Source organism: Cupriavidus sp. D39 (assembly GCF_026627925.1).
Lineage (GTDB): Bacteria > Pseudomonadota > Gammaproteobacteria > Burkholderiales > Burkholderiaceae > Cupriavidus > Cupriavidus ulmosensis.
Genome location: NZ_JAPNLE010000009.1, coordinates 3,498,528 through 3,524,156, shown reverse-complemented (window position 1 = coordinate 3,524,156; position 25,629 = coordinate 3,498,528). Strand labels below are relative to the sequence as shown.

At 64.2% G+C, this 25,629-nt stretch carries 27 protein-coding genes and 1 pseudogene; 5 read left to right on the top strand and 23 right to left on the bottom strand.

The features are described 5' to 3' along the window. Positions 1-102: 102 nt before the first annotated feature. A complete protein-coding gene (locus tag OMK73_RS28555) occupies positions 103-1,074 on the top strand; it encodes a helix-turn-helix domain-containing protein (RefSeq protein WP_267604975.1) in 972 nt (323 codons plus the stop codon). 56 nt (positions 1,075-1,130) lie between these two features. On the opposite strand, the gene OMK73_RS28550 is transcribed toward OMK73_RS28555, so the two are convergent. Genes OMK73_RS28550 through OMK73_RS28540 form a run of 3 tightly spaced genes read right to left on the bottom strand, consistent with a single transcriptional unit; the run spans position 1,131 to position 3,609 of the window. Then, a complete protein-coding gene (locus OMK73_RS28550; RefSeq protein ID WP_267604974.1) occupies positions 1,131-2,093 on the bottom strand; it encodes a DUF72 domain-containing protein in 963 nt (320 codons plus the stop codon). 52 nt (positions 2,094-2,145) lie between these two features. Next, positions 2,146-3,300, bottom strand: a complete 1,155-nt coding sequence (locus OMK73_RS28545) for a WD40/YVTN/BNR-like repeat-containing protein (protein WP_267604973.1) — start codon at positions 3,298-3,300, stop codon at positions 2,146-2,148. A 39-nt stretch (positions 3,301-3,339) separates the two neighbouring features. After that, a complete protein-coding gene (locus OMK73_RS28540; RefSeq protein ID WP_267604972.1) occupies positions 3,340-3,609 on the bottom strand; it encodes a MoaD/ThiS family protein in 270 nt (89 codons plus the stop codon). A 217-nt stretch (positions 3,610-3,826) separates the two neighbouring features. Between OMK73_RS28540 and OMK73_RS28535 the strand changes: the two genes are divergently transcribed. From OMK73_RS28535 to OMK73_RS28525, 3 genes are all read left to right on the top strand, one after another. Next, complete coding sequence (locus tag OMK73_RS28535; protein WP_267604971.1) at positions 3,827-4,120, top strand: type II toxin-antitoxin system Phd/YefM family antitoxin; 294 nt, start codon at positions 3,827-3,829, stop codon at positions 4,118-4,120. 22 nt (positions 4,121-4,142) lie between these two features. Then, on the top strand, positions 4,143-4,538 hold the full coding sequence (locus OMK73_RS28530; protein ID WP_267604970.1) for a type II toxin-antitoxin system RelE/ParE family toxin: 396 nt from the start codon (positions 4,143-4,145) through the stop codon (positions 4,536-4,538). 181 nt (positions 4,539-4,719) lie between these two features. Next, positions 4,720-5,271, top strand: coding sequence for a glutathione peroxidase (locus tag OMK73_RS28525; protein WP_267604969.1), 552 nt, complete (start codon positions 4,720-4,722; stop codon positions 5,269-5,271). Between the two features lie 73 nt (positions 5,272-5,344). On the opposite strand, the gene OMK73_RS28520 is transcribed toward OMK73_RS28525, so the two are convergent. The 15 genes and pseudogenes from OMK73_RS28520 to OMK73_RS28455 all read right to left on the bottom strand — a co-directional run bounded on the left by OMK73_RS28520 (position 5,345) and on the right by OMK73_RS28455 (position 19,838). Further along, positions 5,345-5,974 carry an ANTAR domain-containing response regulator gene (locus tag OMK73_RS28520; RefSeq protein WP_267604968.1) on the bottom strand — a complete coding sequence of 210 codons (630 nt, stop codon included), beginning with the start codon at positions 5,972-5,974 and terminating at the stop codon, positions 5,345-5,347. A gap of 1 nt (position 5,975) precedes the next feature. Further along, the gene (locus tag OMK73_RS28515; RefSeq protein ID WP_267604967.1) at positions 5,976-7,130 is read right to left on the bottom strand and encodes a transporter substrate-binding domain-containing protein; all 1,155 of its coding nucleotides are present in this window, start codon (positions 7,128-7,130) and stop codon (positions 5,976-5,978) included. A 313-nt stretch (positions 7,131-7,443) separates the two neighbouring features. After that, entirely contained in the window at positions 7,444-7,980 is a 537-nt protein-coding gene (locus OMK73_RS28510) for a VWA domain-containing protein (protein WP_267604966.1), read from the bottom strand. After that, a complete protein-coding gene (locus OMK73_RS28505) occupies positions 7,941-9,479 on the bottom strand; it encodes a hypothetical protein (RefSeq protein ID WP_267604965.1) in 1,539 nt (512 codons plus the stop codon). Before OMK73_RS28505 ends, OMK73_RS28510 begins: the two co-directional genes overlap by 40 nt. Before the next feature lie 11 nt (positions 9,480-9,490). Then, positions 9,491-10,358 (bottom strand): annotated as a pseudogene (locus OMK73_RS28500) (CbbQ/NirQ/NorQ/GpvN family protein). Positions 10,359-10,369: 11 nt separating this feature from the next. Continuing rightward, positions 10,370-11,407, bottom strand: a complete 1,038-nt coding sequence (locus OMK73_RS28495; protein ID WP_267604964.1) for an aliphatic amidase — start codon at positions 11,405-11,407, stop codon at positions 10,370-10,372. 30 nt (positions 11,408-11,437) lie between these two features. Beyond that, positions 11,438-12,127 carry an urea ABC transporter ATP-binding subunit UrtE gene (urtE, locus tag OMK73_RS28490; protein ID WP_267604963.1) on the bottom strand — a complete coding sequence of 230 codons (690 nt, stop codon included), beginning with the start codon at positions 12,125-12,127 and terminating at the stop codon, positions 11,438-11,440. A gap of 9 nt (positions 12,128-12,136) precedes the next feature. Next, entirely contained in the window at positions 12,137-12,904 is a 768-nt protein-coding gene (gene urtD, locus OMK73_RS28485) for an urea ABC transporter ATP-binding protein UrtD (protein ID WP_267606550.1), read from the bottom strand. Positions 12,905-12,936: 32 nt separating this feature from the next. Beyond that, positions 12,937-13,770, bottom strand: a complete 834-nt coding sequence (gene urtC, locus OMK73_RS28480) for an urea ABC transporter permease subunit UrtC (protein WP_420715596.1) — start codon at positions 13,768-13,770, stop codon at positions 12,937-12,939. Continuing rightward, positions 13,767-13,985: a hypothetical protein gene (locus tag OMK73_RS39435; protein WP_420715595.1), complete on the bottom strand. Its 219-nt coding sequence runs from the start codon at positions 13,983-13,985 to the stop codon at positions 13,767-13,769. Before OMK73_RS39435 ends, urtC begins: the two co-directional genes overlap by 4 nt. A 4-nt stretch (positions 13,986-13,989) precedes the next feature. Beyond that, positions 13,990-14,892, bottom strand: coding sequence for an urea ABC transporter permease subunit UrtB (gene urtB / locus OMK73_RS28475; RefSeq protein ID WP_267604962.1), 903 nt, complete (start codon positions 14,890-14,892; stop codon positions 13,990-13,992). Positions 14,893-14,978: 86 nt separating this feature from the next. Then, entirely contained in the window at positions 14,979-15,986 is a 1,008-nt protein-coding gene (locus tag OMK73_RS28470; protein ID WP_324291773.1) for a transporter substrate-binding protein, read from the bottom strand. Positions 15,987-16,648: 662 nt separating this feature from the next. Further along, positions 16,649-17,983, bottom strand: coding sequence for an MFS transporter (locus tag OMK73_RS28465; protein WP_267604961.1), 1,335 nt, complete (start codon positions 17,981-17,983; stop codon positions 16,649-16,651). Between the two features lie 102 nt (positions 17,984-18,085). Beyond that, positions 18,086-19,018, bottom strand: a complete 933-nt coding sequence (locus OMK73_RS28460; RefSeq protein WP_267604960.1) for a 3-keto-5-aminohexanoate cleavage protein — start codon at positions 19,016-19,018, stop codon at positions 18,086-18,088. A gap of 37 nt (positions 19,019-19,055) precedes the next feature. Further along, positions 19,056-19,838 carry an SDR family oxidoreductase gene (locus OMK73_RS28455; protein WP_267606549.1) on the bottom strand — a complete coding sequence of 261 codons (783 nt, stop codon included), beginning with the start codon at positions 19,836-19,838 and terminating at the stop codon, positions 19,056-19,058. Between the two features lie 114 nt (positions 19,839-19,952). Here OMK73_RS28455 and OMK73_RS28450 point away from each other — a divergent pair, with 114 nt between their 5' ends. Continuing rightward, positions 19,953-20,735 (top strand): GntR family transcriptional regulator, encoded by a 783-nt coding sequence (locus OMK73_RS28450; RefSeq protein ID WP_267604959.1) that lies wholly within the window; start codon positions 19,953-19,955, stop codon positions 20,733-20,735. Positions 20,736-20,838: 103 nt separating this feature from the next. Here the strand turns inward: OMK73_RS28450 and OMK73_RS28445 are convergent, their stop codons facing one another. The 5 genes from OMK73_RS28445 to OMK73_RS28425 form a co-directional block, all read right to left on the bottom strand. After that, positions 20,839-22,407, bottom strand: coding sequence for a UxaA family hydrolase (locus tag OMK73_RS28445; protein WP_267604958.1), 1,569 nt, complete (start codon positions 22,405-22,407; stop codon positions 20,839-20,841). A 49-nt stretch (positions 22,408-22,456) separates the two neighbouring features. After that, entirely contained in the window at positions 22,457-23,254 is a 798-nt protein-coding gene (locus OMK73_RS28440) for a transporter substrate-binding domain-containing protein (protein ID WP_267604957.1), read from the bottom strand. 49 nt (positions 23,255-23,303) lie between these two features. Continuing rightward, positions 23,304-24,032, bottom strand: coding sequence for an amino acid ABC transporter ATP-binding protein (locus OMK73_RS28435; protein ID WP_318231279.1), 729 nt, complete (start codon positions 24,030-24,032; stop codon positions 23,304-23,306). 71 nt (positions 24,033-24,103) lie between these two features. Then, positions 24,104-24,748, bottom strand: a complete 645-nt coding sequence (locus OMK73_RS28430) for an amino acid ABC transporter permease (RefSeq protein WP_267604955.1) — start codon at positions 24,746-24,748, stop codon at positions 24,104-24,106. A gap of 66 nt (positions 24,749-24,814) precedes the next feature. After that, the gene (locus OMK73_RS28425; RefSeq protein WP_267604954.1) at positions 24,815-25,498 is read right to left on the bottom strand and encodes an amino acid ABC transporter permease; all 684 of its coding nucleotides are present in this window, start codon (positions 25,496-25,498) and stop codon (positions 24,815-24,817) included. Positions 25,499-25,629: the final 131 nt, after the last annotated feature.

The window sequence follows — 25,629 nt, the reverse complement described above, 5'->3', positions numbered from 1 at the left end:
CGGGATTTCCTCAAGCTGGCGCGGCGCGCGACTTCTCTATACTGCGTGGGCGGCCAAGGCGCACGAAGGAAGACGCCGGCCGGCCGGAAGAAGGAGACACCCGTGCCAACTCAACGCCCTCCCCCGTTCACGCAGATCTCGACCGATGCCGTCCCGCCCAGCCAGCGGCTGGACTACTGGGAGGCCTACAACGCCTCCGTGCTGGTCGGCCTGAAATGCTCCTCGTTCGCCGAAGGCGGGCTGCGCGCGACGCAAAGCAATGTCGATCTCGGCGTGGTCCGGCTGGCCGAGATCCGCGGCAACGAGCACGTGATCGAACGCACGCCGCATCTGGCGCGCATGCACCCGAAGGATTCGGTATTCGCCTCGCTGGTGCTGGAGAGCAGCGCCTTCTTCTACCAGGGCAAGGCCTGCGAGCAGGTCGAGCCCGGCGAGCTGCTCGTCTATGACACCCGCCACGCCTACCTGTTCGGCTTCACCGGCAATATGCGCCTGTTGCTGCTCGACATGCCGAGCGCCTGGTTCCACACGCATTGCGTGCGGGACACGCCGGCACGTCCGGTCAAGATCCACGCCGGCACCGGCTCGGGCCGCGTGCTAAGCGTCGCCCTGCGCAAGCTGCTGGCCGGGGTCATGCGTCGCCCCGCCGCCGCCGACGCGGCGAGCGTGCCGGAGGAAGCCTGCGAATTGCTGCGCGCCATGCTGCTCGACCAGATCGGCGGTGCACGCGTAAGCGCCTTGCGTGCCTCGCACATGCTGGTGGCGCGCAGCTTCATCGACGACCACCTGCACGATGCCGCGCTGTGCGCAGAGCAAGTGGCGCAAGCCGCGGGCGTATCGCTGCGCCACCTCAACCGCCTCTTTGCCGCCGACGGACTCACCGTTTCCCAGGTCATCCTGGAGCGTCGGCTGGAACGCGCTGCCACCGACCTGCGTGCCCCCGCGCTGCGGCGCTACAGCGTGGCGGAAATCGCCTATCGCCGCGGCTTCGCCAGTCAGGCCCATTTCGCGCGCGTGTTCCGCGCGCGCTTTGCCATGACCCCAACGCAGATGCGCAGCGCCAGCGTGGCCTGAGCCGGGCCGCGCGTGGCCTGGCCACACACAAGGCCCGCACGGATCGGGCGCGCGCCTCAGCCCGGCGCCCACCCCAGCCGCTCCAGCAGCGCCTGCGCCGCCGCTGGCGCGCGCTCCTTGGCGCCATTGATAAAGAATACGAACACCTCGCGCTTACGCTTGGCCGCAGCCTTGTCGTCCACCTGCGGCAGGTCCTCGGGCATGCCGCCCGCCGCCCACGTCTTCACCCGCTCGCCCCACGCATCGAGCGCCGTCGGTGCATAGCCGGTCTTCAGCGTCTGCGCGCTGCGCATCAGGCGCGCATAGACAAAATCCGCGGTGAGATCCGCGAAGGACGGAAATTTGTCCGAGTCCGTGAAGACGGTGGCGGCCTTGTACTTGCGCGCGAGCTTGAGATAGTCCGGCGTCATGAAGCTCTCGTTGCGCACCTCGAGCACATGGCGCAGCGTGCGGCCTTCGACCGATGCCGGCAGCAGCGCCAGGAAGGCCTCGAAATCTTCCGGGTCGAACTGCTTGGTGGGCGCGAACTGCCAGACGATGGGCCCGAGCTTGTCGCCCAGCTCGGCGATGCCGCTGTCGACAAAGCGCTCGATGGACTCGCCGGATTCGGCCAGCACGCGGCGGTTGGTGGCAAAGCGCGACGCCTTGAGCGAGAACACGAAGCCATCCGGCGTCGCGTCGCGCCATTTGGCGAACGAGGTACGCTTCTGGGTGCCGTGGTAGGTGCTGTTGATCTCGATGGCGGTGAGCTGGCGGCTGGCGTATTCCAGCTCCCGGCTCTGCGTCAGGCTGGCGGGATAGAAGTTGTCGCGCCAGGGGGCGAAATTCCATCCGCCTATGCCGACGCGGGCGATGGTGGTCTTGGTGGCAGTGGTGGTCTTGGTGGCAGTGGTGGTCTTGGTAGCAGTGGTGGTCTTGGTAGCAGTGGTGGTCTTGGTAGCAGTGGTGGTCTTGGTAGCAGTGGGGGCCTTGGTGGCCTTGGTGGCATTGGTTGTCTTCTTAGCGCTTGCTTCAGCCATGCGTTCGCGTCCTGTTCAGGTAATCGATGGGCCCTGAGCGCGCACCGGCATCTCAAGCAAAGCGCACGCAGTAGATCGGCGGCAGATGCGCCGAGAACAGCTTCCAGCGCTCCCCGCCATTCTCCGATATCCACAAGCCGCCGGTGGTGGAGCCCATGGCGAGCCGCTCGCCGGTATGGTCCACCGCCAGCCCGTGCCGGTAGATCAGGTCATAGGACGGCGCCGCGGGCAACCCCTCGGAGAATGCCTCAAAACTCACCCCGCCGTCACGCGTGCGGGTGACCACCAGCTTGCCGTCCACCGGCACCCGGCATTCATCCTTCACCGCCGGCACGAACCACGCGGTATTGGGCCGGCGCGGATGCGCCGCCACCGCAAAGCCAAAGCTCGACGGCTTGGCATGCAGGCGCTGCCAGTGCATGCCGGCATCGCCGGAACGAAAGATCCCGCCGTGGTGCTGCACCCACATCGCATGCGGATGGCCGGCACATTGCGCCAGCCGGTGCGGATCCTGGATATTGCCATCTTCGCGCCGCTCCGGCGGCATGTAGTCGGCCACCATGCCGCTCGACGTGCAGGCCCAGTTCCTGCCGCCGTCCCGCGTCTGCCACACACCGCCGCACGACACGGCCACGGTGACGTGGCGGCTATCGTGCGGATCCACGCAGATGGAGTGGATGCCGGGCACATCGTAGCCGCCGCCAAACCACTCGCTGCGCTCGGGGCGGTCCCACAGCGGCCGGTTCAGCGCCCAGCTGGCGCCGCCGTCGCCGGAGCGGAACAAGCCGCCCGGCAAGGTGCCGGCCCACAGCACGCCAGGCTCATCCGTCCCGCCGGTTTCCATCGACCAGATCTGCTGCAAGGACCATGGCACCGGTGGCACGGAGGCCACGGGATCGCCTGTCTGCGCAGGGATGGGTACGCCTGGCACGGCCTGTTCCTGTGCCGGATCCGGCTGCGGCTGGGGTGGATATACCGGCACCGCGCAAGCCTCCCACTCCACATTGCGCGCCCTGCGCCGCCATAGCTTGACGCCAAAGTGGCCAAGGTTAAGTGCCGCATACAAGGCACCGTCACGCGGATCGGCCAGCACCATGCTGACGGGCTCGCCCAGGAAATGCACGGATTCCTGGTTCCACGCGCCCGCGCTATCGCGCTGCAACATCAACAAGCCCTTGCGCGTGCCAATGAGAAGCTGATTGTTCATGCAGGACTCCTCGCTTCAGCCCCCTTCAACGGCCTGCCGTCAACCACCGGACAACGCCTGCACCACGAAGATCTGGCTGCTGGCACCCACGCGATCGCTCATGCGCCGGCGGTCGAGAATAGCCGAGCCATCGACAAACACCGCGAGGTGCCGGCGCAGCTGGCCCTGGTCATCCAGGATATAACCGCGCAACTCCGGTTGCGCCCGAAACGCCACCTCCAGCGCGGCGCAGACGGTAGCCGCGGGCACTTCCCGCTCCGGGCTCGGGATATGGCGCTGGATTGCAGAGGCAAAGACAAGGCGCGGCATGGCGGGACGGCCGGCGGGGGACCGGCGGAGTTGGCGAGTGTCTTGCAGTTTAGGAAATACCACGGGGAAATGGGTGTGCGGTTGCACTCAGTGGCGGTGGTTTCGGTGGTGGCGCGCTAGATACCTCACGGGCAAGCCCACAGCCCCCGGTTCCGTGCGACGGTCTGACTTCTATAACGTACAATATTCTGTACAGTCCAACCGATCGGAGGTCGCCATGGGATTCTCTGCGAGTGATGTGATACCCCTGTCGCAAGCCCGTGCCACGCTATCCGAGCTGGCCGAGCAAGTAAAGGCAGGCGCGGAAAAGATCATCACCAAGAACGGTGAAAGCTATGTCGCACTAATTGACGCGCAGCGGCTGGACTACTATCACCGCCTTGAGAGCGAGCGGGTGCACCTGCTACTGCTAGATGAAGCGTCGAAAGGCCTGGACGATGTCAGCGCCGATCGCACCAAGGACGCCAAAGCTACCATTCGCAGCCTCATGCGGCGGCGCAACACTCCCTGAGCCAGACTAGAGAGCGCCGCTTGTGACGTCGAACATAACGGTCAGGCTAACGGCAAACTTCGAGCGCAACCTGGAGCGCCTTGAGCAGTTTCTGCTTGAGGCAGATGCGCCACAGGCATTCGATGCGCTGCTCGACGAATTGCTGGACAACGTGATTCCGGCCCTGGAGCGCTTTCCGGAACTAGGGTCGCCTCTTCTAGGGTTGCGAGCCGGATCGATCGAGTCGCGGCGCGCGCAAGAGGCGCTCCGCGAGAAGGCGGGTGATGCACAGCTCAGGCAGTATGTACTTTCCAGCTATCTCATTCTCTATGCGGTATCCCCTACCGTAATCAACCTCCTGTCCATCAAACATCACAGGCAGCTTTCATTTGATTTCGGCGCTTTTTGGCCGGGAGCGGCGGACACGCGCCAGCGATAGCCCGGTAAGCGAGGAACTCGAATAACGTCGACATGGAAGTCAAGCAAGACCCTCGCGTGGTGGCCTGACCATCAGCCAGGGGGCCGTGTTGCGGGCACGGATGTCGTGCCGAGCAAGAATCACCCAAGGCCTGCATACTGTCTGCTCCATGCAATCCGTAGCGCTCCCGTAAGGACGAAAGATGGCAAGCACCTTGTACGACATCCCCCTGAAACGCATCGACGGCGCCGACAGCCGGCTCGCGGATTTCCGCGGGCGCGTGCTGCTGGTTGTGAACGTGGCATCGAAGTGCGGCCTGACGCCACAGTACGAAGGGCTCGAATCGCTGTACCAGGCCAAGCGCGCCGAGGGCCTCGAGGTGCTGGGATTCCCGGCCAACAACTTCAAGGGCCAGGAGCCGGGCGACGAGGCGCAGATCCAGGAGTTCTGCAAGCTGACGTACGACGTGCACTTCCCGATGTTCTCGAAGGTCTCGGTGCTTGGGGCGGACCAGCATCCGCTGTACGCGGCATTGACCGAAGCCCAGCCGGCCGCCATCGGCGACGGCCCTTTCCGTGAACGGTTGAAGGGCTACGGCGTGAACCCGGAAAACGCCACCGATGTGCTGTGGAACTTCGAGAAGTTCCTGGTCGACCGGGAAGGCAAGGTAGTGGCGCGCTTCGCGCCGGACGTGGCCGCGAACGATCCGCGCCTGCTCGAGGCGATCGATGCGGCGTTGAGCAAGGGCCACTGATCGACTGGGTTCTTGCGTGAAAAAAGCGGGCGGCCTGACATGTAGGAACGCCCGCTTTCTTTGCACGGACCGGCTACAGCTTCCCCAATGACAGAATCTCGTTGGCGTTGATGATTGCCGCCGCGATTTCCTCCGTCGTCACCCGCTTGCTCATGGCCTGGTCACGGATCAGGTCGTACGCGGCGCCATCGCTGATCTGGCGCGTGCGCATCAGGATGCTCTTGGCCTCGGCGATGCGCCGCACGCCAAGCAGCTTCCCCTCGAGCTTGCGCACCTTGCGCACGTGCGCTTTCATCTTGCCATGAACCTGCCGCGCGACGACCAGGGCTGACAGCAGGCCGAAAGAGCGTACCGGCGAAGGCAGCACCGCCTGCGAGCCGATATGAAGGACCGTCTCCACGATCGTCGGATTTTCGTAGGTGACGACCGCGATGATGGTTGGCACTTCCTCCGTCTTGAGCCACTCGAAACCCACGTCGATGCTGTCGGGCCGTACCGCCAGGAAGATCACGTCGACACCTTCTGGCAGGGTGGGAAGCGGCGGCCAGAAGGCCTGCACCTGGCACCCGATCCGCTGCAACTGCTGGGTCAGCTGCTTCCCGTCCGTATCGTCCGGATGAAACACCAGCACCCGCAGCGTGCGCAGGTCTTTCAGTAAAGGGGGCGTCGCCCGAATGGTCCGCCTTTGGCTGCCGCCGTCCACGTCAAAGCTCCAGCGTACTGAGAGTGGTAGTCCAGTCGCCCAGCGAATGCGTGACGAGGTAGGGATCGGGATGGACCGGACGAGTGGCTTCGCGCACGATGGTGAACTGGCCTTTCGAATTGGCAATCCCGATGCGGGGGTAAAGACAGGTATGGTGATTGGACGGCTCGATGCGCACACGGCCCTGGGGCGCCTCGAACTCGCTGCCGAGTATGTGCGGCATGATGTTCAGGATTTCATCGTCGCCCGCCTGGGAAAATGCGTTGGCGAAAATATGCACCTGGAAGTAGGCCGCCTCCCAACATAGATTCGGCACCGAATCCTCCCCGAACCTGCGGCGCAAACGCTCAAGGCAGCGCAGATTGGCGTCGGACTGGATCGACTGGAAGTAGGGAGCGGCAGTGAAATGCCCCGTGGCCACATCGGCACCCATCTGCCTGATCTCCGCCTCGGAAGTGGTCAGGCTGCCGATCGGCATCACCTTCGGGTCCAGCCCTGCATCGGCGTAAGCGCGATAGAGGCTCGCGGTCGAATCACCCACCACCGTGGAAAAGATGAAGTCCGGCCGCTTGTCGAGGATATCCGCAATGATCGGCTTGAAGTGCTTCTCCGTGGCATCGAGCGGCACATAGCGCTCGCCGACCTTTTCGCTGTCCTGGCGCTGCAGCACAAGCTCGCCCATGATGCGGTTCGACTCATAGGGATAGATATAGTCGGAGCCGATCAGGTACACCCGCGCGCCGAAATTCGCGGTCATGAATTCCGCAAGCTGAACGCTGTTCTGGTTCGGCGCGGCGCCCGTGTAGATGATGTTGTTCGAGAACTCGAAGCCCTCGTACAAGGTCGGGTAGAACAGGATCTTGTTCCATTTCTCCACGACCGGCAGCACGGCCTTCCGGCTGCTGGACATATAGCAGCCGAAGATGACGTTGACCTTGTCGTGGACGATGAGCCGCTCGGCCATCTGTGCATAGACTGCCGGCGACGAGCATGCGTCGTAAGCGACTGGCACGATCTCGCGCCCGTTGATCCCGCCCGTGTCGTTCAACTCCTGGATGGCAAGCAGCGTGCCTTGTATCTGCGATCGCCCGATGGTGGAAGTCACCCCGGTTTCGGAGAAGAGCACGCCAATTCGGACCGGGTCCTTATTCGCCATGGCGAACGCTCCTTCGCAGACTTGACCCGCGCTGTGCGCAGCGCAGGCCTGTTTCGATCCCGACTGAAGGTGCTGGCAAATACATGCTCGAAGACATCCCTGTAGGTAACGATGCCGCTAGTGCAACATCGCGATGATCACCGTCGCCTGGATTGCGCCAACCGATCCCGGTCGGACCTAACTGGCGGCAACAACAAGAGCAGCTGGCAATCCGTGGTTTCTGTGAATGATTCTACTCTAAAGCACTTCGGGCGCAGACTTGCTGGCATCCCGGAAATGCCGATTTCCAGGGCGATTTGTGCATCCGGCGCGGCTATGCCGCCGCCAGCCTGGCGTATAGCGCGGCCAGCTGCGCGGGCAACGCAGAAGGTTCGTTGGCGATGCGGAAATTGGCATGGCCCAGGATCGTCCGCATATACGCGGCAGCGCCGGGATCGATGGCAATACCGTAGCTGGCCACACCCGCGCGCAGACCGTCGTGGACGGCAGCCTGCGCGTCCTGGATCAGATAGTCCTTGTCGAACACATCCACATCGGAAGGCGCGCCATCGGTGATGACGATGATGGCGCGATGATCGCTCACTTCAGCGCGCAGGCAGTTGGTTGCGTGGCGCAGCGCGGCCCCCATGCGCGTCGAGTACTGTCCGGCCAGCGACCAGATCGCGTGTTCGCTCGCGTCGTCGAAGGGCACACCGAAATCGAGCAGGCGATAGTAGTTCACGCACGCCCGCGTATCCGATGAAAAGCCGTGCACCGCAATGCGATGACCGCTCGCGCTCGCCGCGCGGGCCAGCACGATGGCGGCCTCCTTTACCATAGCGAGCACCGAGCGCTGCGCGCCGGGCACCACGTCGTTGGTCGACGCGGAAACATCCAGCAACAGCAGGATGCTCGAAGCACGCTCCCTGCTCGCGGGACGAATGAACAACCTGGGCTCGGGGAGAGATCGAGCCTGCGTTCTACCGCAAGCTCGATGGCCGCGTCGAGGTCGAGCTGCTCGCCCTCGAGCTGCCGGCGCAGGCGCGCGTCGCGGCTGAGACGCCGGCGGCGGGAAAGCCGCAGGAGCGGAACCCCCGGTGCGGGTGCCGGCCCGGCGGCGCGCGCGGGCGCGGTGAAAGACCGCTCGATGACCGTGCACCAGTCGCTACGAGATAGCGCCAGGCGATAGTCCCACTCCGGGTACAACTCCCTGCGCAACTCGACCGCGGTCACCGCCACCGGTTCCTGCGCATCGTCACTGGCTTCTTCCTGCGGCGTGACCGAGACGGCGGTATGAGACTGGAGCTCCAGCGCCTGCGCCTGCGGCGGCGTTGCCGGATTGCCGTAGTCCCAGAGGTAGGAGTTGTCGTCTCGGTACGCTGCCGGCACGGCATGTTGCTGCGGGTGAAAGCGAACCCGCATCTGGCCCAGGTCGTTCGCCAGGACCGAAGCCACCCGCCGGCATGCCGCGTAGTCGCCCAGGTCCTCGCCAAGGGACTCGAACAACGTCCGCGCCTTGTTCACCCAGTAGTTATCGTCCTGATAAGCCGGATCCAGCAAGGCCAGGCTCATCCGCGATATCAAGGCCGCGAAACTCAGCCCATGGGGCTGAAGGCCTTGCATCAGCAAGGGGACGAACCAGGAGCGCGTGCCCGGGCAGTCGCGCACGAGCAAACGCTCCACGCGTGCGTCCTCCACTGCCGCGATCACTGCCAGGCTCATCGGCTTGAGCGTCTGGACTGGCAGGGCGGCCGGCGAGTACCGCAGATGGGCCACGGCATGCGCGACCGCGGCGCGGTAGAGCTGGTAACGATCCGGCGCATCCAGCGAGGTGTAATCATCGGGCAGCAGCAGGTGGCCGCCAGTCAGGACAGGCCGGAGCGGCGCGGCATGCAGTTCGGTCTGGCTCCGTGGCTGGATATGCATGTGCCGGCCGCACAGTCCTTCCAGCAATAGCGTAAGCGACGGCATCGCTGATGACAGATCTCCTGCGCCGCCCTCGGCATGCAAGGCCGCGATCGCCCGGGCATCTTCCAGCCGGAAATATTGCTGGCGTCGGGCCGGCTCGTTCGGATACAGTCGCACGCCGGTCAGCACCCAGCGCCCGAAGGCATCTCCGGAGAGCCGGGCAAGCAGCGTACCCATGCGTACGCTAACCGCTTGCGCGCAGGCAGCATCTTCATCGTTCAGCGCCGCAAGCCAGCGTGCGGCCACGCCATCGGCCACGGGCTCGCCCGGGCCGGACTGGCCATGCGGCATCGGCGCGCTGACGCCCCCGGCGGCGCCGGAGCCGTCCTTAGGGAAAGACCATGCAAGCGAGCCACCGATGGGGCCGGCACCATACGCATCCGGAGGGAAGGTTGAACGCATGGCAGCCGCCCTCACGCAAAATAGGCATCGACGAAACCACGCAGCGCCAGGGTGATATCGTGGTCGTCGGTCAACGCCTGGGTCATCGTCATCTCGCAAGCTCTGCCGCGGCGAGACGCCCGCACCGATGAGGATGGCCGCATAGATCAACATCCGGGTCGACACGCCCTCGTCCAGTCCCCGGTGCTTCAGTGCGCGGGAGCGATGCGCGATATCGACGAGCCGCACCGCGAGTTCCATCGGCACCCGTGCCTCCTCGGCAACGATAGCCGCTTCGACTTCCTTCTCCGGATACTCGAACTGCATTGCCACGAAGCGCTGCCGGGTCGACGGCTTCATGTCCTTGGAGCGGCTCTGGTAGCCGGGGTTGTAGGACACCACCAACTGGAAATCGGGATGGGCGTGCACGATCTCGCCCTTCTTGTCGAGCGGCAGGATGCGGCGCGCGTCGGTCAAGGGATGAATCACCACCGTTGTATCTTGCCGCGCCTCGACGACTTCGTCGAGGTAGCAGATTGCGCCATGGCGCACGGCCGTGGTCAGCGGGCCGTCGTGCCAGGTTGTGCCCTGCGCATCCAGCAGGTAGCGTCCGATCAGGTCGGAGGCCGTCATGTCTTCATTGCATGCCACGGTAATCAGCGGCTTGCGAAGCTTCCAGGCCATATGCTCGATGAAACGCGTCTTCCCGCAGCCGGTCGGCCCCTTCAGGACCATTGGCAGCCGGTGGGCATACGCGTGCTCGAACCAGGCGATCTCGTCGCTGGACGATCGATAATGTGGCTCTTCTTCTATCCGGTACGAATCGATGTGGGATGACACGTCGGGAGAATCCTTATTCGAGGCGGCGGCCAGCGCGCCCGGCGCCGGCCGCCTTGTCAGGCGCGCAGGGGTTAGCGGTGGGCCGCCGCTTCGTGCGGAATGCCCTCGATCGGGCACTCGGGTGTTCCCAGCGTGGAGCGCGTCAGCGACTCGACCATCTTGCGCGTGCCGTCGGGGTCGTTGATCCACTTGCCATAGAACTCGAAGGGGCAGGCAGCCACGCCCTGGGCACCTTCCCCGGAGTTGAGCTTGCCGGTGTAGCCACGATGCAGCAGCTTGAACAGATGATTGTTCGATTGCATATTCTTGCGCGCATCGCGAATCAGGCTGAGCGAGAATTCCCCGTACTGGATGCCCATCTCCTCGGTACCGCATTCGCCCAACGCACGCCCGTCGAACCCGATCAGCGAGGAGCCGCCGAAGTAGGAATACACACCGTCGAAGCCCGTCGCGTTGGCGACCGCCACATAGGCGTTGTTCATCCAGGCCATGGTCTTCGCCACCATGGCCTGCTGCTCCTTGGCCGGATACATATACCCCTGGCAGCGCACGATCAACTCGGCGCCGCGCATGGCGCAGTCGCGCCAGATCTCAGGGTAGTTGCCGTCATCGCAGATGATCAGGCTGATCTTCATCCCCTTCGGCCCTTCCGAGACATAGGTGCAGTCGCCCGGATACCACCCTTCGATCGGCGCCCAGGGCATGATCTTGCGGTACTTCTGCACAATCTCGCCCTGGTTGTTCATCAGAATCAGCGTGTTGTACGGCGCCTTGTTGGGGTGCTCCTCGTGGCGCTCGCCGGTGAGCGAGAACACGCCCCAGACGTTGGCCTTGCGGCATGCCGCGGCGAAGATCTCGGTTTCGGCGCCGGGGATCTCGGATGCCGTTTCGTACATCTCGCGGGCGTCGTACATGATGCCGTGGGTCGAGTACTCCGGGAACACCACCAGGTCCATGCCCGGCAGGCCCTGCTTCATGCCAACCAGCATGTCCGCGATCTTGCGCGCGTTATCGATCACCTCGGCCTTTGTGTGCAGGCGGGGCATCTTGTAGTTGACGACCGCTACGCCGACGCAATCGCTGGTGCTGCCAATATCTCCGTGTCTCATTGCAATGCTCCTGTCCAGTGGGGGGAAAATTCAAACCGTCAGGAATGACCTGACCTTGTCCTGATCGAGAGTGGCGCGCGCTTCCTCATGGACGATCCTTCCGCCATCGATGACCAGGAAGCGATCGGCAAGATCGAGCGCGAAGCTGAGGACCTGCTCGGAGACGACGATGGCGAATTGCCTCTCCTTGCGCAGGATGTTGAGCGTGCGGGCGATGTCCTTGATGATCGACGGCTGGATGCCTTCGGTCGGCTCGTCGAGTATCAGCACCTTGGGATCGGAAACCAGCGCACGCGCGATCGCCAGCATCTGCTGCTGCCCGCCGGACAGGTTTCCGCCCTTGCGGGATTTCATCTCTTCCAGCACGGGGAAGAAGCGATAAATGTATTCCGGCACGGCGCGATACCCGGAGTACTCGGTGCCGGTCAGGATGTTCTGCTCCACGGTCAGCTGCGGAAAGATCATCCGGCCCTGCGGCACGAACGCGAGGCCATGCCGCACCCGCTCGTATCCACGCGCATCGATGAGTTCCTTGCCGTTCAGCCGGATGCTCCCTGACCTGGCCGGCAACATGCCAATCAGCGCCTTGAGCAAGGTGGTCTTGCCCATGCCGTTGCGCCCCATGATGGCGACGGATTCCCTTTCCTTCAGCGAGAACGAGATGTCCTTGATGACATGCGATTCACGGTACGCAACATTCAACCGATTGATTTCAAGCATGGCGTACTCCTAGTGACCCAGATACACGTCGATCACGCGCTGATCGTCCTGGACTTCCGACACCGTGCCTTCGCTGAGCAAGCGCCCTTGATGCAGCACGGTCACCTTCCTCGCAATCCGCTTGACAAAATCCATGTCGTGCTCGATCACGATGACCGCCTTGCCTTGCGCGATGCGATTGAGCAATTCGGCCGTCAGCTCGCGCTCGCGCGGGCTCATGCCGGCAACGGGCTCGTCCAGCAGCAGCAGCTTCGGCCCTTGCATCAGCAGCATGCCGATTTCCAGCCACTGCTTCTGGCCGTGGCTGAGCCTGCCGGCCTTCTGGTCGAGGTGATCGCGCAGGAAGACGAGATCCGCCAAGGATTCGATCTCCTCGATCACAGCCTGGCTGCGGCGAAAAAAGATCGACTGCAACACGCCCTGCCCGTTGGGCATCGAGATTTCGAAGTTCTCGAAGACGGTCAGATCTTCATACACCGAAGGCGTCTGGAACTTGCGCCCCACCCCAGCGCGTACGATCTCGTGCTCGGAGAGCTGGGTCAGGTCTTTCCCCTCGAACCACACCTTGCCGGAAGACGGGCGGGTCTTGCCGCAGATCATGTCCAGCAGCGTGGTCTTCCCCGCCCCGTTGGGGCCGATGATCACTCGCAACTCGCAAGGATCAACCTGCAAACTCAACTGATCGACGGCGCGAAAGCCATCGAACGACACCGTAAGCGTATCCACTCTCAGGATGGTGGAAATATCGGTAGAGACACCCTGCACGCCGCCTGGCATAGGCGCTAGACGGTCCATATCAAGCTCCGCGTTCATTTGACACCTCCTGCATCCGGCTGCGCCTTGCTCATGCCGGCCATCAGCCCGGCCAGTCCGTTCGGCATGGCGACGACCACAAGGATGAAGACGGCCCCCAGGAAATACAGCCAGATCTCCGGGAAGGTTTCGGAAAGGTAGGATTTGAGAAAGCCAACCAGCAAGGCACCGACAACCGCCCCCGGCACCGAGAGCCGTCCACCCACCGCGGCGAAGATCACCATCTCGATCGAGGTCACGACGCCCGCCACGTTCGGCGAGATCAATCCGACCTGCAGCGTGTAGAACGCGCCGCCGATGGAAGAAAGGACGGCCGCCAGCATGAAGACGAAGGCCTTGATATGCGCCGTGTTGTAGCCGCTGAAGCGAACCCGGTCCTCACTGTCGCGGATGGCGATCAGGATCTTTCCGAAGCGGCTGCGCAGGAGCAGCACCGCCAGCAGCATCAGCACGGAGACCGCCGCGGCTTGCACGAAGTACAGGTTGCGCTTGGCGGCATCACCGACGATATCCATGCCAAGGAAGGTGCGGAAGTCCGTGATGCCATTGGCGCCGCCGGTGTCGCCCTGCTGGCCGATGATCAGCACCGTCAGCGTCATGGCAAGGCAAAGCGTCACGATGGCGAAGTACACGCCGCTGACGCGCCGCTTGAAGATCGCGTACGACAAGCCATAGGCAAGAAGCGCCGGCACCACAAGGATCATCAGCAGCGTAAAGCCGATGCCATGAAAGGGCTCCCACCAGAACGGCAGCTTGTCGACGCTGCTCCAGACCATGAAATCCGGCAACTCCGGCGCCGAGGCTTCGAGCTTCAGGAACATCGCCATCATGTAGCCCCCAGCCCGAAGAAGATCCCCTGCCCGAGGCTGAGAATGCCGCCGTAGCCCCATGTCAGCACGATCCCGATCGCCACGAAGGAGAAGCACAGGTATTTGCTCACCAGATTCAGCCGGAAATCATCCAGGCCAAGCGGCAGGACGACCAGCAGTAGCAGTACCACGCATGCCAGCGGCAACGCGTCCGATTTTCTTAAGGGAAAGGTCATGGCATCACCCGCGGGTTTTTCTTGCGAACAGGCCGTTCGGCCGGAAATACAGCGCCGTGATCACCAGCAGCAGGATTGCCACCTTCGCCATCGAACCGCTCATGAGGTACTCCAGCGTGGTCTGGGACTGCGCGATGGCGAATCCGGACAGTGCGGTGCCGATCAGGCTTTGCACACCGCCAAAGACGACCACGATGAAGGAATCGACGATGTAGAGCTGCCCGGTGCCGGGGTTGGTCGAACCGATCATGGTAAAGACGCATCCCGCGATCCCTGCCAGCCCCGATCCGAGCGCGAACGTCGCCGCATCCACCCGGTTCGTGTTGATGCCCACCGCATTGCTCATGGCCCGGTTCTGCGTCACCGCCCGCACACGCAGGCCCCAGCGGGTGCGGTAGAGCAGCAGGTACACACCCAGCGACACCAGCGCCGTCAGGCCGATCACAAAGATGCGGGTCAGCGGCAGCTGTATCCCCTGGACCGGCTCCCATGCCCCGCTCAGCCAGGTGGCCAGCGGCACGCTGACTTCCTGAGGCCCGAACACCGAGCGGTAAGTCTGCTGCAGGATCAGGCTCAGGCCCCACGTGGCGAGCAGGGTATCCAGCGGCCGGTCATAGAAGAATCGGATAAAGCCGCGTTCCAGCACATAGCCCAGCGCAAAGGTGCTCAAGAATGCAACCGGAATGGCCGCGAAGAGATAGCCGTCCATCCACTGCGGCGCATGCATCTCGAAGAACCTTGCGGTCAGGTAGGTCATGTAGGCGCCAAGCGCCATCAGCTCGCCGTGCGCCATATTGATGACGCCCATCAGCCCGAACACGATGGCCAGGCCAATCGCCATCAGGAACAGGATCGTGAACAAGCTGATGCCGTTGAAGACCTGCATCGCTACGATGTCTATGTCCATGCTCGTTCTCTGGAAATAAAGGGGGCCTCGCCAGCGGGTTGCCGCCGTGCCGCCACCTATGGCGGGGCACGGCCGGGCCGGCGGGCTCAGAGTTTCGGAAACGGGTTGGGCTCGATCGGGTTAGGAGATTCCCAGACGATGTCGAACTGGCCATCCGGCCGCGCCTTGCCCACGCGGACCTTCTTCCAGACGTGCTGGTTGGTGGCATGGATGCGCACGGGTCCTTCGGGCGCCTCGAAGAGGATGCCGGCGGCCGCCGCGCGCACCTTGTCGGTATCGAACGAGCCGGCCTTCTCCACGGCGAGCTTCCACAGGTAGACGCTGTTGTACGCCACCTCCATCGGATCGCCGATCACGCGGTCCTGGCCGTAACGGGCTTTGAAGGCCTTGACGAAACGCTCGTTGGCCGGATTCTTGAGGCTCTGGAAATAGCCCATGCATGCGTAGTAGCCAACCGCGTTGTCCTTGCCGATGCCTTCGATTTCGTTCTCGGACACCACGGTCGATAGCAGGGTGATCTTGCTGCCGTCCAGGCCGGCCGCGCGCAGCTGCTTGTAGAAGGCCACGTTCGAGCCGCCCACCACCGTGCTGTAGATGCAATCGGGGCGAGCCGCCTTGATCTTGTTAATGATCGAGGAGAACTCCGTATGGCCCAGCGGGGCGTACTCCTCGCCCGCGAGCTTGCCATTCAGGCGCGCAATCGTCGCCTTGGCGATCTTGTTGCAGGTGCGGGGATAGATGTAGTCCGAACCCACCAGGAAGATCGTCTTGCCTTTCTCGCGCGCCATCCAGTCCACGGCGGCCACGACCGACTGCGTTGCCTCCTGCGAGGGGTAGATCACGTGCTTGTCCTGCTCCTGCCCTTCGTAGTAGGTGGGATAGAAGAGCAGCCCGTTGGCGCGCGCCAGGGCGGGCAACACCGCTTTGCGGGAGGCGGATGTATAACACCCGATGATTGCCGCGACCTTGTCGCGCTCCAGCAGCTTGCGCGCCTTCTCGGCGAAGATCGGGTTCTCGCTCGCACCGTCTTCCACCACGATTTCGATCTTGCGGCCCAGCACGCCACCCGACGCGTTGATCTCGTCGACCGCCATTTTTCTGCATCGACGAGCGAGGCTTCGGCGATGGCGATGGTGCCTGACAGCGAGTGCAGCAGGCCGAGCTTGACGGGGCCGTCGGCCCTGGCGAGGCGAGGTACAAGCAGTGCGCTGGACGCGGCACCGAAGGCGATCATGGATCCGGCGGCTTGCACGAATCTCCGGCGATTGAACTGGCTCATTAGATGCTCCTTGGTCCGTATAAATGGCGATTGATGTACTATTCAGAGAAAGCACCCTCGTGCTTTTTTAAACGCACGCAATGCGACTCCAAACCGGATGCTCGATACGTTTTCTTCAGGCAAAGCGCCGCCACTGGCCGCCTTGGCGTCCATTCGAAAAATTCCAATTGAAACGACAAAACGCAAAAAGCCCGAACCGGTAGAGAACCGGGTCGGGCTTTTTTGCCTTGCACTCCGCTGGCGATATTGGCAGCGAGCGCTAAATGTCGAATGACGAAATTTCGTCTAGGAGGATTTATAGCATAAGGTTTCGCTTTTGGCGTAGGTACTTTCACTAATTACACTGCATTTCCCCACTAACGCACCGCATCATCGCGACATCGCTTTTTTACGGTGCAAGAAACGCTATTGAAGTGCAATCCGGCCACGGCCCGCACAATTGCAGCGCAATGCATCCGGCAGTGCGGCGCATGGCATTCAGCGATCGCCGCTCAGGCGCGACTTCCCTTCCTGCCCCTGTCGCAGCCGCGAGCTGACGAGCGCGGCAAGGACCAGCATCCCCGCAATGATCAGCAGGCCATTCTTCGTACTGCCCGTGGTCTGCTCGATCACGCCCATCACCGACGGGCCGATAAATCCGCCGACCAGCCCACAGGTGTTGACCAGCGCGAGCCCGCCCGCCAGCGCCACGCCAGCAAGACGCGACGACGGAAAAAGGAAAATGACCGACTGCACCACGAAGAACATCGATGCCGTCAGGCTGAAGCCCACCATGGCGACCACCGGGCCGGCATAGGCCGCGAGCAGCAGGCCGGCCGACATCACGGCAAGCCCCGCAATCAGCATGCGGCGGCAACGCTGCGGGTTGCTGGCGAAGCGCGGGAGCGCCGCGGCGCCGATGGCCGCCGCGATCCATGGCAGGGAGTTGAGCAGGCCGATTTGCAGCGGCGACAGCTTGCCATAGGTGCCGATGATGCCCGGCAGGAAGAAGATGACTGTGTAAATGCTGATCTGGTGGCAGAAGTACACAAAGATCGCGAGCCAGATCTGGCGATCGGCCAGGCAGCCCCGGAACGAGTGGCCGACGTGTCCGGCAGCCGCTTCCTCGGCTTGCTCCGCCGCCAGCCGGCGCTCCACCTCGCGGGCTTCCTCGGGCGACAGCCAGGTCGCGCTGGCGGGGCCGTCCGGCAACTTCTTCCACACGACGAAGGCAAACGCCACCGCCGGCAGGCCTTCCAGCACGAACATCCATTGCCAGCCCCGCCATCCCAGCACGCCGTCCATCTGCAGCAGCGCGCCGCCGAGCGGCCCGCTAAGGATGTTGGCAATACACACGCCCAGCAGGAAGTATCCCGTCGCGCGCGCCCGCTCCTTGCGGCCGAACCAATAGGTCAGGTAAAGCATCACACCGGGGAACAGTCCCGCTTCCGCCGCGCCCAGCAACAGGCGCATGACATAGAACGAGGTCTCGCCGCTGACAAAGGCCATGCCCGCGGACAGCAAGCCCCAGGTGATCATGATGCGCGTGATCCAGAAGCGCGCCCCCACCTTGTGCATGATCAGGTTGCTGGGGACCTCCAGCAGCGCGTAGCTGAGAAAGAACAGGCCCGCACCCAGCCCATAGGCCGCCGCGGAGATGCCCAGGTCGACCGCGATATGGCTCTTTGCCAGCGCGATATTGGTGCGATCGAGAAAGCTGATCACGTAGGCCATCACCAGGAGCGGCATCAGCTTCCTGAACAACAGCGCGTTCAACGAGCGCTGATCGGCTAGCGGCGCTTCTCGCGCGGTTTGCACATAAGTGGTGGACATGGCCTGGATCTCCTGTCGGCGGTATCTGTTTATGTTCCGGAGGCATCAAGGCCTCCGGCGTGCGCATGTTGTCTTGCGTGCCTGCGCTCGCGGCGCGGGCCTTTAAAAGGCCACGTTCGCCGCGCCCTTCAGACCGAGGATCTCGCGAGCCTCGTCGGGCGTCGCGACATCGATGTTCAACGCCTCAAGCACGCTGCGGATACGCAGCACTTGCTCGGCGCTCGATGCCGCCAGCCGGCCCGGGCCTATCCACAGCGAATCCTCCAGGCCGACGCGCACGTTGGCGCCCATCGCCGCGCCGATGGTGGCCAGCGGGATCTGGTTGCGGCCGGCGCCGAGGATCGACCAGCGGTACTGGTCGCCGAACAGCCGGTTCGCGGTCCGATGCATATGCATCAGGTCTTCCGGATCGCCACCGATGCCGCCCAGGATGCCGAAGACCGACTGCACGAACACCGGCGCCTTGACCAGGCCGCGGTCCAGGAAATGCTTCAGGTTGTTCAGGTGGCTGATGTCGTAGCACTCGAACTCGAAGCGCGTGCCGTTGGCGTTGCCGATCTTCAAGATGTTCTCGATATCGCTGAAGGTATTCTTGAAGATCAGGTTGCGGCTGTTCTCCAGGTGCTCGCGCTCCCACTCGTGCGCGAACTCCTTGAAGCGATCCAGCATCGGGAACAGGCCGAAGTTCATCGAGCCCATGTTCAGCGAGGCCAGTTCCGGCTTGAACGTCGTGGCGGGGAGCATGCGCTCCTCCACGGTCATGTGGGGACTGCCGCCGGTGGTGATGTTGATCACGGCATTCGTGGCCGCCTTGATCTTCGACAGGAACGGCCGGAACAGCGCCGGGTCCTGCGACGGCCGGCCGTCCTTCGGATCGCGCGCGTGCAGGTGCAGGATGGCCGCGCCGGCCTTGGCCGCATCGATGGCGGCGGCGGCGATTTCGTCGGCGGTCACCGGCAGGTACGGCGACATGCTGGGGGTGTGGATCGCGCCGGTGGGGGCGCAGGTGATGATGGCTTTGGATCGGGCGGCCATGGCGGGCTCCGTGTGAAATCGGTTGGTGGAGGTGAGGTCAGCTAAGCGCTTGCGTCAGGCCATCGACCGCCAGCTCCTGGCCGGTGACGTTGGCGGCCAGGTCGGAGGACGCGAACAGCACCATGTTGGCGATATCGCGCGCCGTCACCATGCGCCCGAGCGCGGCTTGCGACGTGTAGGCCCGCGTGACGTCTTCCAGGGGCTTGCCCAGCGCCTCGGCTTTTGCCGCGATGACCGCGCGGATGCGCGGGCCATCGACCGCGCCGGGCAGGATGGCATTCACGCGGATGCCGTCGGCGCCGAGTTCCAGTGCCAGCGATTTGGTGAATCCGATGACCGCCCATTTGGACGCCGAGTAGACCGAACGCCCGGGCATGCCGAGGTGGCCGGCAGCCGATGACAGGTTGACGATAGCGGGGCTCTTTCCCTGGCGCAGGCGCGGCACGGCCAGGCGGGTGCACAGGAACTGACCGGTGATATTGACCGCGAGCGTGCGCTCCCAATCGGCCAGGGCCAGGGTCTCGACACCACCAGTGGGGCCCGCCACGCCGGCGTTGTTCACGAGGATGTCGAGGCCGCCGAGCGTGCGATCGACGGTCTCGAACATGGCGGCCACGTCGGCCTCGCTCGACACATCAGCCCGGCATCCATGCACCGCCGGCAGCTCGGCCGCGAGGCGCTCCAGGCTGGCGCCCTGGACATCGCAAACGAGCACACTGGCGCCCGCCTGCGCGAAGGCCCGCGTGATTTCCAGCCCGATGCCGTCGGCGCCAGCGGTCACCAGGACTCGCTTGCCCGCGAGAGAGTTGTCATTCCACATATTGGTCAGCTCCATGCATGAGGCGATTTACCTCCATGGCCGCCATGTTATATCTGTGATCACAGATCTCAAATCGGGAATACCCTATGTGCTATGAAGTGCTATGATTTCCGCATGTCCCTACCCGAACTTGTGACCCCTTTGAAGCGCCAGACGTTGAGTGGAGACGTCTACGCGCAATTGCGAGAATTGTTGATCAGCGGCCACATGATGCCCGGCGAACAAATCTCGCTGCGCAGCACTGCCGCTGCGCTGGGTGTGAGCGTGATGCCGGTGCGCGAAGCGGTGCATCGCCTGGTGGCGGAGCAGGCACTGGAACTGACGCCTAACCGCGCGTTGCGCGTGCCGATCATGAGCGTGAGCCAGTTCCGGGAGATCACAAGTATCCGGGTCAATCTGGAAGGACTGGCGACAGAGCAGGCGGCCGAGCACCTGAGCGACGCCGCGATCGTGCAGGTCACCGCCCTCCATGACCGCTTCGCGGAGGAGATGGCCCGGTCCAGGCCGGACAGCTCAAAGCTGATCTCCGTCAACAAGGAACTGCATTTCGCCGTCTACAAGGGCGCCGGCATGCCGATCCTGCTGCAGATGATTGAAGCGCTGTGGCTGCGTATCGGCCCGATCCTGAATCACGATCTGCGCTCCGGCTCCCGCCGCGTGGGCGAGCAGGTAGCGGTCAATCATCACGCGCGGCTGGTTGCGGCGCTCAAGCGCAGGGATGGCATTGCGGCACGGGCCGCGCTGCAGGGAGATATCGAAAGCGCGGCGGAGTACATCGTCTCAGCGGGCGTGCTGCTGGCGGCCGATGCGTTTGATGAGCCGGTGCCCGACGCGGGCAAGCCGGCCTCGAAGACCGCGCGGCGCGCGGCCGCAAGCGGCGGGCGTAGAACGGTCTGAGCAGGCCAGGCACATGGCGACCGAGCCGGTCCGCCACGCCGGCAACCGGGCTCGCACGGCGCGCCGGCTGCTGCCCGGGGCACGCCCGGGCAGCCAACCACGTTCAGGTAATCGCCCCCAGCTGCCAGGGCACGAACTCATTCTGCCCGTAGCCATGGAGCTCGCTGCGCGAGCGTTTGCCGGAGGCCGTGTCCAGCATCAGCTGGAACAACGCCGCGCCCAGTTCGGCGATGGTGGCGCTGCCGTCCAGTACCGTGCCGCAGTTCAGGTCCATGTCGTCCGACTGGCGCTGCCATAGCGCCGTGTTGGTGGCGAGCTTGACCGAGGGCGAGGGCGCGCAGCCGTAGGCCGAGCCGCGCCCGGTAGTGAAGCAGATCAGGTTGGCGCCGCCCGCCACCTGGCCGGTGGCGGAGATCGGGTCGTAGCCCGGCGTATCCATGAAGACCAGGCCGCGCACGCGCACCGGCTGCGCGTACTCGTACACTTCGGCGAGATTGGTGGAGCCGCCCTTGGCGATGCCGCCCAGCGATTTTTCCAGCACCGTGGTCAGGCCGCCCGCCTTGTTGCCGGCGGAGGGGTTGTTGTCCATGCTGGCGCCGTGGCGCTCGCAATAGGCCTCCCACCAGCGGATGCGCGCCACCAGCTTCTGGCCGATCTCCGGCGTTTGCGCGCGGCGCGTCAGCAAGTGCTCGGCGCCGTAGATCTCCGGCGTCTCGGAGAGGATCGCGGTGCCGCCATTGCGCACCAGCAAATCCACCGCCGCGCCCAGCACCGGGTTGGCCGAAATGCCCGAGTAGCCATCCGAGCCACCGCATTGCAGGCCCACCACCAGATGGTGCGCCGGCACCGGCTGGCGTTCCACCGCGTTGGCCTTCGGCAGCATCGCCTTGATCAGCTCGATGCCGTGGGCAATGGTCTTGGTGGTGCCGCCGGTGTCCTGGATGGTGAAGGTCTGCAGCCGGTCGCTGTGCGTGAGCCCCTGTGTCGCCAGCAGCGCGGAGATCTGGTTGGTCTCGCAGCCCAGGCCGATCACCAGCACGCTGGCAAAGTTGGGATGGCAGGCATAGCCGCCCAGCGTGCGCTGCAGCACCGCCAGCCCCTCGCCCTGCGGATCGACCGCGCAGCCCACGCCGTGCGTGAGCGCCACCACGCCGTCCACATTGGGATAGGCGGCCAGCGCCTCCGGATGGATGTCCCGGCGAAAATAGTCCGCGATGGCGCGTGCCACCGTGGCCGAGCAGTTCACCGAGGTCAGGATGCCGATGTAGTTGCGCGTGGCCACGCCGCCGTCGGCGCGTTTGATGCCATCGAACGTGGCAGGCTGCGCCACCGGTTGCACCGCGCGGGCCTCCGCGCTGAACGCATAGTCCCGCGTGAAATCGCCCATGGCCAGGTTGTGCGTATGCACGTGCTGGCCGGCGCGGATGTCCTGGCTGGCAAAGCCGATGATCTGGCCGTAGCGCCGCACCGCTTCGCCACTGGCGATCGCGCGGGTGGCGATCTTGTGGCCGGGCGGGACCAGGCCGATCACGGTCACGCCTTCGTCGGCGAGCGGCGTGCCGGCCACCATCTGGTCGCGGGCAATGACCACGTCGTCATCGGGATGCAGCCGGATGGTGCGCGGCGTGCGGGGAAGCTGCGCGGGGGCGGCGACAATGCTCTCTGTGCTCATGGGGTGGTTTCTCGCGGTTGAATGGTCGCCCTGCCGATTCGTGCGGGCTTTACTTGATCATTTCGTCCGGCAGCGCGATGCCGAAGTACTGCTTGTAGATGCTGTTGATCTTGCCGTTCTTCAGGTTGGCCTTGACCCAGTTGTCGAGCCACGCCTTCAGCGCGGTGTCGCCCTTGCGCAGGCCGATCGCATAGGGATAGGCCTTCATCACGAACTTGGTTTCCAGGTCGCGCGTGGGATTGCTCTTCTTCACCGCGGGAATCACGCTGATGGCGGCGGCGAGATAGTCCTGCTGGCCGGTGGAGACGGCGGTGTTGGTCGTGGCGTCGTCCTCGTAGCGCACGATATTCACGCCCGGCACTTCCTTGGCGCCACGGCTCAGTTCCTGGTCGCTGGTGGTGCCGCGCGTGACGGCGATGGTCTTGCCGGACAGGTCGGCAAAGCTCTTCAGGCCGGCCTTCGCGGGCCCGCCCACCACGACCGGGATCACGCCATAGGGATCGGAAAAGTCGATCACCTTCTTGCGCTCGTCCGTGACCGAGAACGAGGCCAGCACCACGTCCGCCTTCTTGGTCAGCAGGAAGGGCACGCGGTTCGGCCCGGTCACCGGCACGATCTCCAGTTCCACGCCGAGGTCCTTGGCCAGCAGCCGGGCGGTCTCCACATCGGAGCCGCTTTGCTTTGCCTGGCTGTCGAGCATGCCGTAGGGCGGCGCGCCGATATCCACGGCGACCAGGATCTTCTTGCGTTGCTTGATGGTGTCGAGCGTGTCGGACCAGGCGCTGGCGGATGCGCCAACGAGCAGCAGGGCGGCGAGCGAGCCGAGCAGGCGGCGGTTGAGGTGCATGGGGTGTCTCCGTGGGTGTGTAGGTTGAGTCGTGCCGGCTAGCGGGAAATCAAAGGCCGTTGCCGACGAACTGCTTGAGCTCCGGCGTCGAAGGTTCATCCAGCAGCTTGCCGCTGCCGCCTTCCCAGACGATGCCCTGGTGCATGAACATGATCTGGTCCGCCACCGAGCGCGCGAACGCCATCTCGTGCGTGACCAGCACCATGGTCATGCCGTCTTCGGCCAGCCGCTCGATCACCTTGAGCACCTCGCCGGTCAGCTCGGGATCCAGCGCCGAGGTGACTTCATCGAACAGCATCAGGCGCGGCCGCATCGCCAGCGAGCGCGCAATCGCCACGCGCTGCTGCTGGCCGCCGGACAATTGCTCCGGGTAGTAGCCGGCGCGCTCCTCCATGCCAACCTGCTTGAGCACGTGCATGGCCAGCTCGCGCGCTTCCTTCTTGCCAACGCCCTTGACCTTGCGCGGCGCCAGCATGACGTTTTCTTCCACGGTGAGGTGCGGGAACAGGTTGTAGCTCTGGAACACGATGCCCACTTCCTTGCGCAGCTCGCCCAGCGGCACGTTGTCTTCGTGCATGGCGCGGCCGCACACATGCAACGCGCCGCCGTTCACGCGCTCCAGGCCGTTGATGCAGCGCAGGGCCGTGCTCTTGCCCGAGCCGCTGCGGCCGATCAGCGCCACCACCTCGCCGGCGCGCACCGAGAAACTCACGCCCTTGAGGATCTCCACCTGCCCGAAGGATTTGCTCACCTTGTCGAAGCGGACGATGTCTTCCATGCTTGTCTCCATGATGTCTTGTGTTTCCCGCTGATTCGGGTCCGCTCTCACAGCCACGTTCAAACTCGCACTCAAACCCGCTTGAAGCGGCGCTCCAGCTTGTACGACAGCGTCGACAGCGGATAGCAGATCGCGAAATAAAGCACCGCCGCGATGGAAAACACCACGAAGGGCTCGAAGGTGGAGTTGTTCACCACCCGTGCCGAATAGGTCAGGTCGAAGAAGCCGATCACCACCGCGTACGAGGAGTTCTTCACGATCTGCACCAGGAAGCTCACCGTGGGCGCCACCGCGATGCGCGCGGCCTGCGGCAGGATCACGTGCACCACGCGCTGCAGCGGCGAGAGCGCCAGGCACTCGGCCGCCTCCCACTGCGTGCGCGGCACGGCCTGGATGCAGCCCTTCCAGATCTCGGCCAGGTAGGCGCTGGAATACGCCGTCATGGCGATGCCGGCGGCCACCAGCGCGGGCAGGTCGAAGCCGCCCACGCTGATGCCGAAATACACCACGAACATGATCACCGGCAGCGGCACGCCCTGCACCAGCTGCACGAAGGCGCCGGTGACCATGCGCAGCACGCGGCCGCCGCGGCTGCGCGCCAGTGCCAGCGGCAGGCCCACCAGCGCGCCGCCGACAAAGCCCATAGCTGACAGCAACAGCGTCCAGCCGGCGCCGCGCAGGATGAACAAGACTTGATCCAGGGAAAGGCTGGACATGATGCTTGGCTCCGCGTCGAAAGGAAGTAGGAAAGTGGAAGAAGGGAAAAGAGGAAGCGTGCGGAATCAGAGCGCCGTCTTCAGGCGCCGGCGGCGGGTGAAAGCGATGGCACCCACGCCCGCCATCGACAGCCGCAACAGCCACGACAGCACCAGGTACACCACGGCAATGACGATGTAGATCTCAAAGCCGCGGAACGTCTCCGACTGGATGCGGTAGCCCACCGCAGTGAGTTCTTCCGCCGAGATCTGCGACATGATGGAAGTGGCCAGCATCATCAGCACGAACTGGCTGATCAGCGCCGGGTACATGCGCTCCACCGCCTGCGGCAGCACCACCAGGCGCAGCACCTGCCAGCGCGACAGCCCCAGGCACGATGCGGCCTCCAACTGGCCGCGCGGCACCGACTCGATGCCCGCGCGCACGATCTCCGTGGTGTAGGCCGATACGTTGACCACCAGCGCCAGCACCGCCGCCGCCATCGCCGGCACGCGCACATGCACCGCCGCCAGCCCGAAGAACAGCCAGAACGCCTGGATCACCAGCGGCGTATTGCGAATCACATCCACATAGCCCGTGACGCAGCGGCGCGCCCAGGCCGGGCCTTGCGTGCGCACCACCGCCAGCGCCGTTCCCAGCACAAAGCCAAGCACGATGGTCGCAACAGACATGCGCAGGGTCAGCCATGCCCCGTCGAGCAGTTCTCGCCAGTTGGCGGACAGGAAGCTGAAATCGAACTGGTAGTCCATCGGGGATGCGCCCTATCGCTCTTTTGTGGGCAGCGCCGGCCTTGGCCGCCACCCTGTCTCGGTGTTTTGTTCTCGTCTCGATGCGGCCTTGCGCCGGCATGGATCGAAATATATGACTATTGCCGACAATC